Below are 16517 nucleotides of genomic sequence, written 5' to 3' on the forward strand. Positions count from 1 at the left end.
CTGCAGCTAAATGGTATCAATCGTCAACTCTGCACCCTGATTAATCATTTGTATCTGACTTGCCAGTTCTCTAATCGTAGGGGCATTCACTAATATTGCTGTCCCGAGATCTCCATTGACTAAATGTGACTTTTTAATTTTATCAATCAGCATAATCGCCTTTAAGCTATCGCCTCCGGCTTTAAAAAAGCTGATATCTCTTGAATACTTTGTGGAACCGAGTACTTCTATCCATAGCCGTTCTAATTCTTCTTCTATAGCTCCCTGCGGTTTTTCGTAACCGGCCACAGCCTGACGTTCTTTAAAAAACAATTCTGCTACCATTTTACGGTCAACTTTCCCATTTGCACTCAACGGTATAGACTTTCCATATTGATATTCAGATGGAACCATATAGAGAGGAAGATAGGAACTAATCGACTGATTTATGGTTTCGTCCTGAATCAACTCACTATCTGGGTCGTTTTTAACAATAAACGCACAAAGTTTTTGACTGCCGCCTTCCGAAACGATACATGCAACAGAACTCTTAATACCTTCCGCCCTGTTGATTGCTGCTTCAATCTCTCCCAGTTCAATCCGGTACCCTCTGAATTTTACCTGCGTATCTTTTCTTCCCAGGAATTCAATTGTTCCATCATTCCAAAACCTTCCCATATCACCGGTTTTATACCATCTTATGTTTTTAAATGATACAAACTTATTATTTGTAGTGGTTTCATCACCGACATAGCCCTTTGCCACTCCAATTCCGCCAATCCATAATTCTCCCGGCACCCAATCAGGGCAGTCTCTTCCCCTCTGGTCAACGACCCTGTATAGCTGTCCGTCCAGGGGAGTTCCATATGGAATTGATACCCACTCTTTAGGAACAGGCAGCTTCACCTGATAATAATTAGACCATATAGAACCTTCAGTTGCTCCACCAAGAGCTGTCAATTCAGAATTTGGAGCAACATCTGCTAATTTTGCCGGCAGGTCCGTACCAATCCAGTCCCCGGACAACAATACGGTTTTAAGGGATTGCAATTTCATCTCCTCAGCCTGTGCCTGTTCCAGAAGCATCCGTAATAGAAAAGGCACTGAATTCCAACAGGTTATATGGTATCTGGTAACTAAATCCAACCATTGAGCAGCATCTGTTTTACTCGCCTCGTCCAGCAAGACTATAGTCCCGCCCGTTCCAAGAATTCCAAATATATCATAAACCGATAAATCAAATTCCAAAGAAGACACTGCCAATAAACTATCTTTTTCACTGATGTCACATTTCTTGTTCACATCACAAATTGTATTCATGGCTGAAAAATGGGAAATCTCCACGCCTTTGGGTTCTCCAGTAGTTCCAGAGGTGAAAATAACATAAGCACTGCTGGAAGGATTTACTGGTTCATTGGCAGATATCTCCTCCCGCTTCGCCCGGTCATTCACATCAATGATATTCACTCTGTTTAACCTTAAATGACAGCCATGAGATACCATATATCTTATATCAGCGCGTTTCACGATCTTTTCGATGCGCTTATCCGGCTGGTTCATTCCAATCGGCACATAACATGCACCCAGCAGCAATATTGATAGTACTGATATTATCTGTTCTGCTCCCCTGGGCAATCGCACAGCCACCTTATCGCCAGGCCCTACACCTTCCAGCTGTAATAAACGTGCTAATTTCTTCGCTTCTTTGCACAGCTCATAATAAGTCAAGGTTCTGCCGGTGCCTTCTATGACAGCCGTTTTGCTGCTACGGTCTGTTGCATTTCTAAAAACAAGTTCATGCAGACATAGATTCTGCTTTACCCCAATTGTATTTATGCCTGAATATCTCTCTGCGAATTTTGTCTCTGATATTACAGGAAGTTCTTCCCCCCATTTGTCAGGATTGGATATAGTCCATCTCAAACATTCTATATAGGCACTGAACATATCCTCTATAAAGCCTTTCGGGAATACATCTTCAACTGTGTCCCACGAAAGCAAAATGCCTTCCGGGAATCTCATGACCTGGAAATCTATCAAAACTTGCGGTGTCTGTGAAGAAATATATTTTAATTTGCCAAAACTCCCTGCAAACCCATCAGTAATGATTGGTTCCATGCAGTCACAAGAAAATACGATTGGCGCCACAAGCTTTTGTGTTGGCCTTGACCTTAGTATATCTCTTATTACTTTCACTCCGGAATAAGCAGAATAGTCCAGCGATTCCAGAAAGGCTTCCTGAATTCTTTTCGTTTTACTAATAAAACCTCGTTCTTCAATGCCCTTTACCGGAAGCAAAAGGATATTTGTAAAATCAGCCACTTTGTCCTCTGCTTCTGACGGTCTGTTAAACAGAGGTATATTCATCAGAAAATCCGATTGATTGCTGTAACGTTCTAATATCTGTGTATAAATGGTCAGCAGTATCATTGCAGGTGTGACCTGGTTCTTCGCAGCACTTGCCGCAAGCCTGTCCCAATCCGCTTTCTCCAGCATAAAATTTCTTCTTTTAAACACCGGCTTCTTTACCGATTGATACGCTCTCTTTAATGGCAGTTCCGGCGCTTCCGGCAGTGTAGCAAAGTGTTCTTTCCAATAAGCGGCCACTTTTCGGTAAGCGTCCTCATTTTCTTTATGCTTCATGTGCTCTTCAAGAGAAAAAGGCGATTGCGTTTTCTCAAAAGAACAATCATTATATAATTTTTCTAAATCCGAAAAAATAATCTTTATGCTCTTTAAATCCGCTACCAGCAAATCAATGCCAAAATGCAAGATAGTTTTGTTCTTGCCTATAACCGATAAAATGAGTACTGCCACTTCGCCTCGTTCAACAGCCAACACTTTATGACTGTACTCATTTCTTACCGCTTCCATTTTCTCTTTCTTTTCTGTTTCATCTAATTGTTGTAAGTCATATATTATGATGCTGGAATTATATGGTTTATCCTGAATAACCTGGGTTCCGCTCTCCAAAAACTTTGTCCGGAGCGATGAGTGCAGGTATTGCACGTTTTCCCACGCCTTTGATAACCTCTGCCGGTCTATTTCCCCACATTCAAACTCAAAATACAGATAGCACGATATTCCTCCCATCACCTGATCTGGATTTCTGCCCACCCAATACGCATGCTGAACATCGGTAAGAGGAAATTCCATCGTTTCCGTCCGACTCCTATCCACTTCCTTTTTACTTTCTGCGCTGACACTCTGCATTTTTATTATTTTCCACCATTCCGCCAGATACGGTTTTTTCAGCAATTCAGAAACGCGGACATTGATACCTCTGCGTTTTAGCTCACTGGATATTAGCATTACCTTTAAGGATTCAAATCCAGCCTCAATCAAATTTATGTTTTCTATATCTGCAGTATAAGAATACTCCCCAATCTCTGCTATAATCTGACACAGCTCTGCATATGTAATCTCCGATTTCATATTTTCTCCTTCCCTGCAGTGTTATTCGCAATCTCCCGCAGCTTTACCCGGTTAATCTTTTTTACCGATGTAAGAGGCCACTCATCTATCTTCACAAGCTGGTCTGGTAGCTTATATGTTGCCAACCCCTTTTCCATAAGAAATTTTCGTATATGTGATAAATTAATTTTTTCATCCGCAGTCATGATGAAAGCACAAATTCTTTCTCCCATTAGAAAATCCTCAACACCTACTACCACCGCCTCATCAATGTTCGGATGTTCACTTATAAATATTTCAATCTCTCTCGGTTCTATTTTCTCACCAGACCTATTTATTTGGTCCGTGATCCTTCCCTGTACCTGATATCCATATGTGGAATCCCATCTCACTTTATCGCCTGTTCTATAAAATCCGTCCGATGTGAACTTATCTTTCATACTGACATCCTGGTTATAATAACTTTGAATGGTAAATGGTCCACGAATTATCAATTCTCCTTCTTCACCATTCAGTACGTCCATGCCATTCTCATCAATAATCCGGATTTCCTCATAGCCAGACACCGAATAATGGTAGCCTACCGCATCGCCAAGATTGCTGCGATCATAAATACTATACAGGGCCAGTCCTTCCGTTGCTCCATAAAGGGGTAAGACCTCACATTCCACCTTTTCAATTAATTTTGTAACAAGGCTCTCATCAACCAAGGAACCTCCAATAATGATTTTCCTGACGCTGCTCAAATCATATCCACACTCTTGATTCAGATACTGATTCCAGATTCGCGCCAGTGTTGGAACTAAGGCTGTAATTGTAATATTTTCTTTTTCAACTTGTACAAAAATATCATCGCAGTCCAGGTCACTGCATAAAACAGCTTTTCCCCCTGCGAAAAACACATTCAGAATTCCGGGCGAATATAACCCAACCTTATGTGCTAATGGCAGACAAGCTAAATAACTGTCAGAGGACGTAAACTGGAATTTCTGATTATATCCATAAATATGCCAATAAATCATTCTATGAGTGATTGGCACTAATTTAGGAACTCCGGTTGTTCCGCTTGACAACATAAGGAGGGCTATGCTGTCAAGCTCCTTGTTTTCTTCGATGATATTTTCGGTGTCTTCTTTCAATCCTTCGGCTATATCCTTGACTGCGATTTTACAAATCTGTCTGCTTGCACGCCCCTTGTGAATCCTTAATGATACTTCGTCCTTATCATAGAAAACCAATGTTGAGGCATCCGTCTTATCAAAAATGCCCTTTAACTCATTCTCACCAAATAAAGAGTTTGTAACAATTGGGATTGAACCTATTTTAATTAACCCCAGCAAACCAAATACAAACTCTTTTACATTCGGTATTCGCAAAACAACCAGTTCACCCTTGCTTATCCCGCGCCTTTTGAAATAGCAGCCATACTGGTTGATTTTCTTTTCCAGTTCTCCATAGGTAATACGATTTATGCCCTCCACAATAGCGGTCTTATTTCTATTTGCTTTAAACCTTTCTCCCAGCCAGATATCTATCGTTTTCTCCTGTACCGGTCGCAATTTCTTCCCATAGTTCATTCTCATTCCTCATTCCATATGCCAAACATGCTTTATGACATTTATCTACAGCAATTTGACAAATCCGCCAAATCTGATCTCCGTAGCTTTCACTGCTGGTTCCGCCGATTTTTACAGAAAAAGAGGCGAAATCTTTATAAAGCCCATAGCCGATTGCCTTCACATAGGCTTCTTTCGCTGTCCAAGATTCAAAAAAGGACTCAATATTATTTTGCCTGATTACAGTTGCTGTTTCTTCTGGTGAAAAATAATTTTCTGCGAGCCTTTGATATTCCTGTATTTGTTTTATTGCCTGCACATCTACGCCAACCTGAACATTACGTCCAAAGGCAAGCATTACAATCTCTCCCGAGTGAGATAGGTTGTAATTTATAGATAGACGTTTTCCAGAACAGCACAGATATGGTTTCCCAAAACGTCCTCTCTCAATTTGTATATCTTTTATATCTTTGCCAAGATAAGATGAAGAAATCTTTTTTACAGCGATTCGCCCTATTGCACCTCTCATTATGTCTTCATACTTTACATATGATGTATATTGCTTTATCTCTTCTTCATTCAAGATTCCCCAATTCTCTTTTATCCAACCTGTCATGCTTCTCCACCGCAGAATCCAAACCTGTATTTCTTCTGGAGGAAGATTATTCATAAAGCAATGCCGTGAAGTGAATGTAGGACGAATCACTTTAATTTTCACGATTGATAAACTCCTCAGATTTTTGATGAATTAACTTTAATACATTTTCCTCATCTTCTTTTATAAAGAAATGCCCGCCTCTGAAAAGGTAATACTGAAACTTGCTCTGCGTGTATTCAGACCATCTCTTAATATCGGCCAGGGTCGCTTCCCTATCCTCATTCCCGCCAATTGCCAAAACTGGACATATTAATTTTGATGGGGCATCCGGATAATAGCTTTCATCCAGAATAAAATCCGATCTGATTATCGGCATATAAAAGTTCAACAGTCTTTTATCCATTTTTATTTCTTCCGGAATACCGTCATATCGTTCCAGGCCAATCAAAAACTCCTGTTCTGTCAAATGAGATATCGGCTGTGGTTCCGGAATATGGGGAACTCTGCTTCCGGAGAAAATCGCCAACTTTGCTACCCTTTTGTTGTTCTCAAGCATTTTTTCAACTTCAAATGCTATTTTGCCGCCCATGCTATGGCCAAATAGGATAAAGTCATTGTCAAACCTCATAATAGCGTCCACAACGTCTTTTACAAGTGATTGCATGTTCAAATATGGCTTCTCACCAATACGTTCTTCTCTTCCCGGTAATTGTATGGGGCAAACCGAAAGTTTCTTGTCAAAATATTGAATCCACTTAGCATAGAAAGCGGCACCGCCTCCTGCATATGGGAAACAAAACATTATTGTACTTTGGGGGCTAATACCTTCCGAATTCTTAATCAATTTCCCATTGTATATCATAACCTCACCTCCTGAATCCAGACTAACCCAACCGCCCCCCACTGATTTAAACCCTGCAGCAAACAACAGCAATGATGGTACTGGACATTACTAAGAAAATATCTTTTGCAGTCAGACTTATAATGTAATAGCTATCTTTCTTATACGGACTCTCGATTCCTCTGACAATGGCTGATGATGCCAGTTCGTCCGCTATTTTCAGGCTTCTGAAAACCATAGGGACAATTGCATATTCCAATGTACTAAGCGGGTGAAAAAGGACTGTCCTTATAGACCGCAAAAAGCCTCTTACCTTCATAGCGTCTTTTACTTCACCAAACTCATGAACAAGGGTGGGAGCAAACCGGAGCATGACAATTATAATCAGCATTATATTTTCGGGAATCGGTAACTTCCTTATACTGGAAGTCAGTTTGCCTGAAGGTATATGCACTATCAGACACACAATCATCGCCGGCATCAATAGACGATAAAGCATATGAAATAACAGCGGTGATGGAAAAGAGATATGGTATTTTGTATTAATAGCCAGCCAAACTACCGACAGGATATATACCCCCAACATTCCTAATCCCATCGTAAATAACTCAAAATAGCATAACAATAGAAAAAGCCATATCATATATAAACCATGCCCCAGCAAACTGGTGCTTAAGAAGGAAGTGAAGCATGCGCAGACAGCCAACAGCAACACTGTCCTGCCATCGATCTGCTCCACTTTTCTGATGTTACTATGATTCATAATCATTCCAAAATACCAGCTTTCTGAAAATGTCTTCTTAATAGTCTCTGCCCGAACAGAACACCTAATACAGCAAGAAGACCGGTTATTGCACAGCCCAAAAGCATCAGCCCCGGATGGGTTGACATTAAAAACTGCATATCTAAGGTTTCCTGTGAAAAGCCACTATTTAATGCCATTTCTTTATAACTGTCCCATGCCCACCAGAGAGGCACCGCACATCCAACGAAATTCCCGATACTGTTTAAAGCCCAGCCAATCATATTGCGGATCGGCTTTCTATATGTATTTTTTCCAATCATAGACAGCTCGGAAATAACGCCTACAATCAGGAAATATGGCAGCAAGAAGGCGTAACCCATAAGTGCCTGGATAAGGCCATACACAAATGCCCAAACAAACAACAGCCCATGTTTGTTCACCCGGTTTGCCGCTACAAGGAAGAATACAGCTCCTAAAAAGCCGTCAATGGCGGCTGAACCATATAAATACACTTCTGAAAATGGCAATGTGACAGCGCTGACCACCATTGCTATCATATAATTGATTACCAACATGGCTGCAACCGTGATTACGTCTCTGATACTAAACTTACTTCCCTTTGTTTCACTCATATAAAGATCCTCCTGTAATATAGTGGTTTTGGTTAGTTGCTACTAACTATTAGTTAAAGCCTCGGCATGTTAGCAGCAACTAACTCTATTGTATTTTACAGGATTCTTTTTAATATTTCTACCCCTTTAAATGTGTATTTTTTTAAAATAGCCCATTTTAACAGTTTGTTTCATTCAAAGGCTTGTCACATCACAGGGCTGTAGATGACTTTATGAAACATTCAATTAAATTTCGTTTTACTTAAATATTAAATTATAAAATAATTGCCGCAGACTTTTTGATAAATCGACATTGTCACTATTATAAAAAGTACTGCGGCCTGAATCATTATATTAACTTCCAGCTTACTCTTACGTATTTCTATATCCGAAATAAGTTCTCTTTAGTCCTTATGACAAATAACATTTCTCTCAGCCCACTTCAAAGTACTCTTTCGCTTTCATATAGCCATTGCTGAATCACCCTTTTCGTGGGAGAAAAATTCCTGTAAAAGTCTTACAGCCTCGTTATCCATAGGCCGATGCCATAATATACGGCCATGCTCAATAAACATAAGATGTGTACAGCATTTGTATATCAGTTCAGGATCATGCGTTATCAGAAACAACGTTTTTTTCATTTCTTTTAGCTGTATTAATTTTTCTGAAACCTCAAGCATATGTCTATAATCCAATCCACTGGTGGGTTCATCAAATATGATTATTTCTTTCCCAGATGCAACAGCACTGCCAATAGCGACTCGCTGCTTTTCACCACCGGATAACGACATTGGGTGCAGTTTCAGTTTATCCGACAAATCAAGCCCGGCCAAAATTTCTTGTGCCCGAACCTTGTCCTCTTCCTCATTTTCTCCATCCATACTCAGCAAAAGTTCATCAAGTACATCTTCTGTAAAAAGCTGGTGATTTACATCCTGCATTACCATATAGGAAATATGCCGGCGCTTCTTCGCATTGAGAGCATTGCCATTTAATTTCAAAGTGCCCTTTGAAGATTTATCTAATCCGCATAGACATCTGGCAAAAGAGGATTTACCAGCTCCATTGTCACCAATGATTCCAATGATTTCTCCCTGCGGCAATGTTAAATTCGGTATGTTTACAATCGGATATCCCCGTTTTTCATATGAAAACCAAAAGTTATCAATCTGCAGGCTTTTTTCATTTGCTTCAGGTTTTTTTTCAGGCATCAAGTCAAATGGATTTAATGCACGTAATCCCATTTTCTTTAACTCCTTTGGATCTAGTTCCAAAAATTCCTCTCTTGTATATTCATTACATATCTCTCCGCGCTTCATATATATGATTCGGTCCGCATATGGAGCCAGGTAATAAAGGCGGTGTTCGGCAACGATTACTGTCTTATTTTCAGATTGCCATTGGCGAATTACTTCTGTTAAATCTTTTATCGAAGAAATATCCAAATTTGAGGACGGTTCATCCAAAACAAAAGTATTAGGGCAGATAGCATCTGCCGATGCACAGGCTATCTTCTGCTTTTCTCCACCAGATAAAGCAAACAGGCTCCGTCCAAGCAGATTTTCTAATTTAAGGCATTTTGTTGTATTCTCAAGCCTTGCCAGCATTTCCTGCACCGGCAACCCCAAATTTTCGCATCCAAACACAATCTCGCTTGTCGTATCTACATTGTAGAACTGTGTTCTCGGGTTTTGAAATACAGAGCCAACCATGGGGGCAATCTGATATAACTGATAATCCTTTACCTCTTTCCCATCCAAATAAATCTGTCCCGTTAACTGTCCATTATAATAATGCGGAATCAATCCGTTAATCAGGCGCGTCAAAGTTGTTTTACCGCAACCAGATTCACCACATAGTAAAACAGTCTCTCCATCTTCGATTTTCAAATTGATATTACGCAGGCTATTCTCTGATTCTCCGCTTTCATAGGTAAAGGACACATCTTTAATTTCTATCATTTCACTTCCCCTTCTACCATTTAATAATAAATAAGGTGACAAACAGCATAACGCCTGAAATTACTACCGCAATGGCATCGTAACAGGTAAATCCAACTCTCGTTATGCTTGACCGCTTTGCTGGATTATCCAGCCCACGGGTCAACGCTGCCGCAGACAGTTCATCACCAATCTTTACAACCGAAATCATAAGCGGTATGAAACGATATTCAAGCAGTGCCATTGGATTCTGCCAAAATTTTTTCGTACCAAACTGGATTTCCCTCATTCTCATAGCGTCTTTAATAGCTGCTGATTCTTCCTGCATGGTAGGCAAAAAGCGAAATAATACAGAAAGAGGAATGGTAATATTCCTACCGATATGCATTCTGCTCAGTGATGTAATACACTCACTGGCAGTAGTAGATTTAATTATGTAATTCCCCATTGCAAAAGCAGGAAAAAGCCTTAAAACCAATCCCACCAATAAAACTACAATCATATTGACAACCATGTGAAAACGAATTGAGTTTTGGATTTCCTTAACCACCAAAGCAGCTACAAACAGAACTATAAAAATGGCCGCTGCCTTATATTGTCTGTTTGTAAGTAATAGAATAAAAGGTATCAAAGCCACTGCAAGCATAAAAGCGGTATGGCCATATAAAAACTCGGCGGTAGCTACAACGGCCATCAGCAGTAATTTTGTCCGTGGGTCTAAATGGAATCCTTTCGTCTCTGTAACAGCAAGCATGTGCATCAAACAATACCCGCCCTCTCAAAGTGCTTCTTTAACATTTTATGACCGAGCAAAGCACCGCAAATCCCGCCGACAAACAAAATCACAAATCCCGCATACATCATCCATGATGGCATCATAGATTGTAATGTTTCTGCGTATTGGTTCCCCATGGAGCTGTGAATATTTTCCCAGTAGGACTGCCCGGCAATCCAAAGATTCGCAGGGCATCCCATCATGCCAAGGCAAAAACACGCATAGCTTAGGAGGGTAACGTTAAAGTTTTTATACTGACCGGCCTTTAACACAATATCAGCAAGAATTCCGCCCAGTGTCCACCCCACCAGCCCAATCCATGTATAGCCTATAAGAAAGAAAAACAGACCGCAGATGACACCTGTAATTGTCAGCATCCCGAATTTCTGAATTTTTGTGTAGTACAGCATCATAGGAATGCCACATACAAACGGCCAGATAAACAGAAGGAATGGATATATTACAGGCAGTGCAGTCAGTAATCCGAAAACAAAAAATATTACAAGAGTCATGGCAGTATAAATTCCTACATTGATAAGATCTTTTCCATTTAGTTTATTAGATTTTTGCATTTTAATCGTCCTTTCGTTATGACTAATTTCATATTTTATAGTTAGATTCAGCTAACTGTAGGGGAAATTTTTTGGGGATTAAATCCCCAAAACAGTTTGCCAGCCCGAGCTGAAAAATACCGATAGCGTATGAGCATACTTCAATGCAGCTGACTTTGGATAATTGTGCATAACAATTTCCGCAATTGAAGCATAGTAAGAATGGACCAACATATGCCACTCGTCCTCATCTAAATCATTGACAGGTACACCGCGTGCTTTTAATTCTGCAATGAGTTTTATTGTCTCCTGCACATCTGCGCGTACCAAGTCGTCTAAAAAGCCTGCATACTTTGTTCCTGACGAGCACATCAGAAGCAGCCTGAATACATCAAAATGCTCATAAATATATTCGATTATCTGGATAATCGTACTTTCTGACAGCCTCCACAAATTCTTAAGCTCATCTGTTTTTACTAAATCAAAATGCTTATCTATTGATTCTGAATATATCTTTTGGATTGTCTGAACAACTGATTCCACTAAAGAACCAAATAAAGCTTCCTTATCAGCAAAATGATTGTAAAAGGCACCATTGGTTACATTTGCGTCTTTACAGATTTCCCTAATACTGGCTCTTTCAAAGCCAAATTCTAAGAAGTGTTTCTTTGCACAGGCCAAAAGATTTTCATGAGTTTGCTGGAAATCCCTTGACATTTCCTCCCCTCCATTCTATACTATATTACACTGTAATATTACACCGTAATATAGATTTTACCACCCTTTTCCTAAAAAATCAATACCCAATTACAAATTCTGATTAGCAGAAAGGAAGATGTTTATATGAAATCAAAAGAACCGGGGGCAATCCGGCAGCTTTTTATGTTTGTTGGCAGTAGCAAGGGGAAAATGAAATTTTCCATTCTTATGGCCGTTTTAGGGGAACTATTTGGTATGGTTCCATTCCTTATACTGGCTATGTTGGCAGACTCACTCTATTCCGGAACAGCTACTACTAAAGATACGGTGATACTGGCGGGAATCGCGGCACTTTGCCAGTGCATTAAGACATTCCTTACATGGAGGTCGTCCCTTCTGTCCCACCGTATTTCCTTTACTATTTTACAAAATATACGTGAAAGAATTGCCGATAAAATGGCGAAGGTTCCCATGGGCGTCATGTTGGAAACCCCTTCCGGCATTTTTAAAAACTTAATTGTAGATAATGTGGCAAAGCTAGAGGATTCTATGGCCCATTTTATGCCTGAACTTCCGTCACACATCACAGCACCTCTATGCAGTATTCTATTAATCTTTATTTTGGATTGGCGCATGGGGCTGGCCTCTTTAATTACTGTCCCGTTGGGAGGTTTGTTTTTCGCTGCCATGATGCGCGGATATGCCTCCCGTATGGAAAACTATATGTGTTCTGCGAATGAAATGAACAGTTCTCTTGTGGAATATGTAAATGGTATTCAGGTCATTAAAGCTTTTAACCGGTCCAGCTCGTCCTATGGGCAATACTCAAAAGCTGTCAATTACTTCCACGACTGCACCATGGAATGGTGGAGTGAGTGCTGGCTATGGAATGCGGCCGCTCGTGCAGTCCTTCCCTCCACCTTACTTGGCACACTTCCTATCGGCGCTTTGCTTTTTATGAATGGTTCGATTACTTTACCGGTTCTGATGATATGTCTTATTGTCCCCCTTGGCTTTACAGGGCCGCTGATGAAAGTATCGGAAGCCATGGAGCAGGTAAGTATGATCAAAGGAAACCTTGAACAAGTTACTGCCTTCTTAAAAACTCCTGAACTGCAGCGGCCTGCGGACCCGGTTACTCTCACAGAACCGACATTTGAATTTAGTCACGTTTGCTTTGGTTATAACAAAAGTGAAGTGCTGCACGATATCTCATTTAAGACGTCACCGAAATCAATGACAGCGATTGTCGGTCCGTCCGGATCTGGTAAATCTACCATAGCCAAATTAATGGCGGGATTTTGGGATGCCACCTCCGGGACTGTGCTTTTTGGTTCACAGGATATTCGCAACATCCCCTTTGAGCAGCTGATGGGAGAAATCAGTTATGTTGCACAGGATAACTTTCTTTTTGATAAAACCATCCGTGATAATATCCGCATGGGAAATCCAGCCGCAACGGACGAACAAATAGAAACCGTTGCAAAAGCTGCAAACTGCCATGATTTTATCATGCAATTAGAAAAAGGCTACGACACTATGGCCGGAGATGCCGGAGACCGCCTATCTGGTGGAGAACGCCAACGTATCACCATAGCGCGTGCCATGCTTAAAAAAGCTTCCGTGGTTATTCTTGATGAAGCAACTGCCTATGCAGACCCGGAAAATGAAGCACTGATACAAGAAGCAATCAGTAAGTTAATTTCCGGGAAAACCCTAATTGTTGTTGCACATCGTCTGAATACAATCCGCAATGCCGATCAAATCCTTGTTGTAGCTGATGGGAAAATAGCTGGATGCGGAACGCAAAATGAACTGTTAGAGAACTGCCCTCTTTATAAGAAAATGTGGGAGAATTATTCAGATGCGGTAACTTCCAAAACGAAAGGAGAATCTTAGATGTTTGAAATGATTTCTCGTATTTATCAAATCGCCGGCTCCAGCAGAAAAAAAATAACAGTTGGAATACTGTGCAATATTTTAAAATCCTTTTTTCAAAGTTTTATGATGCTCAGTGTATTTTTAATCATGTTAAATCTTGATACACTAACCTCCTCAATAATTTTAAAAGCTGTAACTATCATTCTTATTAGTATTCTTGGACGTTTCTTTTTCCAATGGATGAGTGACCGTACCATGAGCGGAACCGGTTATGATATTTTCCGTGATTACCGTTTAGAAATTGGTGAGCGATTAAAACAAGCACCTATGGGTTATTTTTCAGAGCAGAACCTTGGAACCATCCAAACAATTTTAACCACTACCATAGCGGATCTGGAAGGTTACTCCATGATGGCTATCGAACAGATGACCAGTGGTGTTGCCATGGCATTCCTTATGTCTTTCATGATGTTCTTTTTCAACCCAATAATAGGGACACTAAGTATGATAGGCTTAGTAATTGGCCTGACAGTATTACGCCTGGTCAGACAGCGGGCCGCAGAACATTCGCCAATTTATCAGGCTGCCCAGGAAAATCTGGTTAATAAATGTTTAGAGTACATACGTGGGATTGCTGTTCTCCGTTCATTTTCAAACGGCAAAAGCGGCCAGCAAGAGGTACACACTGCATTTCAAAAGAAATGGGACGCTGATTATTCACAGGAAAAGGCAACCGCAGGTGTTCTCCGGCTATATGGCCTTGTCTATAAATTGATGAGCTGCGTCTTAATCGCTGCTGCTGGTATCTTATACATGGACGGAAAAATTTCCCTACCATTCTGTATGACATTTTTGTTTTGTGCATTTACCGTTTATTCTGATTTGGAAACTATGGGAAACAGTGCATTCTTGAGTAAGAAAATAAATACCGAATTAGACCGTTTGGAAGAAGTGACAAATATTCCCCAGATGGACACCACCACAGATAAACTCCATCCTTCCAATTATGAGATTTCATTAAAAGATGTATCATTTGGCTATGGTTCCCGCAGAATTATTGACCACATATCCTTAAACATACCAGAGCATACTACATGTGCGATTGTAGGTCCGTCAGGAAGCGGTAAAACGACATTATGTAACTTAATCGCTCGTTTCTGGGACGTTCAGGAAGGCTCTGTGTGTATTGGCGGCCAAAATGTGAAAGACTATACCGCTGACAGTGTGCTTGACTGTATCAGTATGGTTTTCCAAAAGGTTTATCTATTCCATGACACAATCGAAAATAATATTAAGTTTGGGAAGCCTGATGCGTCACTTGAAGAAGTAATGGAGGCAGCAAAAAGAGCCTGCTGTCATGACTTTATTATGGCCTTGCCGGATGGATATCAAACTGTAATTGGCGAAAGTGGATCTACATTATCTGGCGGCGAAAAACAAAGAATCTCCATTGCACGGGCAATTTTAAAAGACGCACCCATTGTCATTTTAGATGAAGCAACCTCCAGTGTTGACCCTGAAAATGAACAGGCTCTTTTATCTGCGATTGAGGAGCTGACTAAAAATAAAACTTTAATTTCCATAGCCCATCGATTGAGTACCGCACAAAAAGCTGACCAGATTATTGTGATTGATAATGGGCACGTCAAACAAAAGGGCACCCATGACCAGCTCAGTAAAAAGGACGGAATTTACCGGAATTTCCTTAAATTACGTGTGGAAGCCACCGGATGGCAATTATAAATATTACCCCATTTCACCCCTCTGTATCAATGAAAACCAGGGAAGGATTTAATGAATTCCTTCCCTGATTTTCTTTTTGTGCCAAGGCACTCATTTTCTCTTAACCTTCCAGAACCGGGCAGTCGTCAGGCCATATACCTCACCTTTCGCTTTTGCATAGACCTGTTTTTACTAAACAATTGCCTGAACCTACACATTCCTCTTTAATTTATTTTTCCTATCTAATCAAAGTATTTGCAGTTGCCAGTTTTTCCTCCCTTAACATAAGTTCTTTCCATACATCTACAAAGCCTTCCAAATTGTTTTTCGACAGCTTTTTCACCATCTGATTGATATAGTCCAGATATTCTACATGCATACAGCTTTTATTAATGCGGATCAATGTGAATGGATATCCCCAGGCCAGTAATTCATGTAGCTTTTTATAGCATTCCTGTACTACTTCTAAGTCACAGTTTTCATCAACATAGTTCAGAAAGAAAAAAACCGATAACCATGAGAAATATGCTCATAAGTTATCGGTTCTATGTTTTCAGGTGTTTATTCAGTAATATTTAGTCCACAAATACAGTTTCATTCACCCGTTTATTCAATGCATCAAATTGCTCCTTTGATATTATTGGCTCATAATTGCCTATATATCTCAACTCTTCTGAATATGATTTTGTTCTCGCCGTAACAACCCCTGCATAGTATACGGAGGCAGGCATTTTTCTCAATCTCTTTGCCCATATGCCTGCACTTCTCATTAGATTCCCCTGATTACTCCAATGTGATTCCACTTCTGTAAATGACAGCTCCATCACATTCTGTAAAGCAAGCAATGATATATCTTCTCCCGCCTGAAAGTATTGTTCCCGAAGTTCTATTTCTTTTCCCACCTGCCGGCAAATCCAACTATAGGGAATACTGTTTGCCGCCTCCTCGTAATTCAAGACAAGATGCTGTGTATCTTTTTTATAATCTATGAACTCCAATACCATGTATTCCGGCGGATTGTTCAGATAATCCATAACAAACTTTAAAGCAGACCTCACGCGAAAAGCTTCCATTTCCTCTACAACTAACTGCCTGTCCTTAATACGATAACCATAGGGTGCCTTTACGAACTCGGCCCTCTTTTTCATACGACTTTTCATACAATCCTTAATATTCTTCATATAGATTGTCCACTCCTTTTAATT

13 protein-coding genes are annotated in these 16517 nt (G+C 40.3%); 2 read left to right on the forward strand and 11 right to left on the reverse strand.

Features of this window, described 5'->3' with window-relative positions:
- Positions 1-6 precede the first annotated feature (6 nt).
- The 10 genes from M1L66_RS19265 to M1L66_RS19310 form a co-directional block, all read right to left on the reverse strand.
- Positions 7-3414 (reverse strand): non-ribosomal peptide synthetase, encoded by a 3408-nt coding sequence (locus M1L66_RS19265; protein WP_008726745.1) that lies wholly within the window; start codon positions 3412-3414, stop codon positions 7-9.
- A complete protein-coding gene (locus M1L66_RS19270) occupies positions 3411-4970 on the reverse strand; it encodes an AMP-binding protein (RefSeq protein ID WP_006567742.1) in 1560 nt (519 codons plus the stop codon). The genes M1L66_RS19265 and M1L66_RS19270 overlap by 4 nt, the downstream gene beginning before the upstream one ends.
- The gene (locus tag M1L66_RS19275) at positions 4900-5667 is read right to left on the reverse strand and encodes a 4'-phosphopantetheinyl transferase family protein (protein WP_025483254.1); all 768 of its coding nucleotides are present in this window, start codon (positions 5665-5667) and stop codon (positions 4900-4902) included. The genes M1L66_RS19270 and M1L66_RS19275 overlap by 71 nt, the downstream gene beginning before the upstream one ends.
- The gene (locus M1L66_RS19280) at positions 5657-6409 is read right to left on the reverse strand and encodes a thioesterase II family protein (protein ID WP_024739135.1); all 753 of its coding nucleotides are present in this window, start codon (positions 6407-6409) and stop codon (positions 5657-5659) included. Before M1L66_RS19280 ends, M1L66_RS19275 begins: the two co-directional genes overlap by 11 nt.
- A gap of 46 nt (positions 6410-6455) precedes the next feature.
- Positions 6456-7157, reverse strand: coding sequence for an energy-coupling factor transporter transmembrane component T (locus tag M1L66_RS19285; protein WP_006567745.1), 702 nt, complete (start codon positions 7155-7157; stop codon positions 6456-6458).
- Complete coding sequence (locus M1L66_RS19290) at positions 7154-7765, reverse strand: MptD family putative ECF transporter S component (RefSeq protein ID WP_006567746.1); 612 nt, start codon at positions 7763-7765, stop codon at positions 7154-7156. Before M1L66_RS19290 ends, M1L66_RS19285 begins: the two co-directional genes overlap by 4 nt.
- A 440-nt stretch (positions 7766-8205) precedes the next feature.
- A complete protein-coding gene (locus M1L66_RS19295; RefSeq protein WP_006567747.1) occupies positions 8206-9705 on the reverse strand; it encodes an ABC transporter ATP-binding protein in 1500 nt (499 codons plus the stop codon).
- A gap of 13 nt (positions 9706-9718) precedes the next feature.
- Positions 9719-10444 carry an energy-coupling factor transporter transmembrane component T gene (locus tag M1L66_RS19300; protein ID WP_006567748.1) on the reverse strand — a complete coding sequence of 242 codons (726 nt, stop codon included), beginning with the start codon at positions 10442-10444 and terminating at the stop codon, positions 9719-9721.
- A complete protein-coding gene (locus M1L66_RS19305; protein WP_006567749.1) occupies positions 10444-11031 on the reverse strand; it encodes an MptD family putative ECF transporter S component in 588 nt (195 codons plus the stop codon). The genes M1L66_RS19300 and M1L66_RS19305 overlap by 1 nt, the downstream gene beginning before the upstream one ends.
- A gap of 78 nt (positions 11032-11109) precedes the next feature.
- A complete protein-coding gene (locus tag M1L66_RS19310; protein WP_006567750.1) occupies positions 11110-11727 on the reverse strand; it encodes a TetR/AcrR family transcriptional regulator in 618 nt (205 codons plus the stop codon).
- Positions 11728-11853: 126 nt separating this feature from the next.
- On the opposite strand from M1L66_RS19310, the gene M1L66_RS19315 reads away from it, so the two are divergent.
- Positions 11854-13608, forward strand: coding sequence for an ABC transporter ATP-binding protein (locus tag M1L66_RS19315; RefSeq protein WP_006567751.1), 1755 nt, complete (start codon positions 11854-11856; stop codon positions 13606-13608).
- Positions 13609-15333 (forward strand): ABC transporter ATP-binding protein, encoded by a 1725-nt coding sequence (locus tag M1L66_RS19320; RefSeq protein ID WP_434687707.1) that lies wholly within the window; start codon positions 13609-13611, stop codon positions 15331-15333.
- 554 nt (positions 15334-15887) lie between these two features.
- Here the strand turns inward: M1L66_RS19320 and M1L66_RS19325 are convergent.
- Positions 15888-16493, reverse strand: a complete 606-nt coding sequence (locus M1L66_RS19325; protein WP_006567754.1) for a hypothetical protein — start codon at positions 16491-16493, stop codon at positions 15888-15890.
- Between the last annotated feature and the right edge of the window lie 24 nt (positions 16494-16517).

Origin of the sequence: Hungatella sp. SB206, from assembly GCF_051132295.1 — a bacterium.
Taxonomy (GTDB): domain Bacteria; phylum Bacillota; class Clostridia; order Lachnospirales; family Lachnospiraceae; genus Hungatella; species Hungatella effluvii.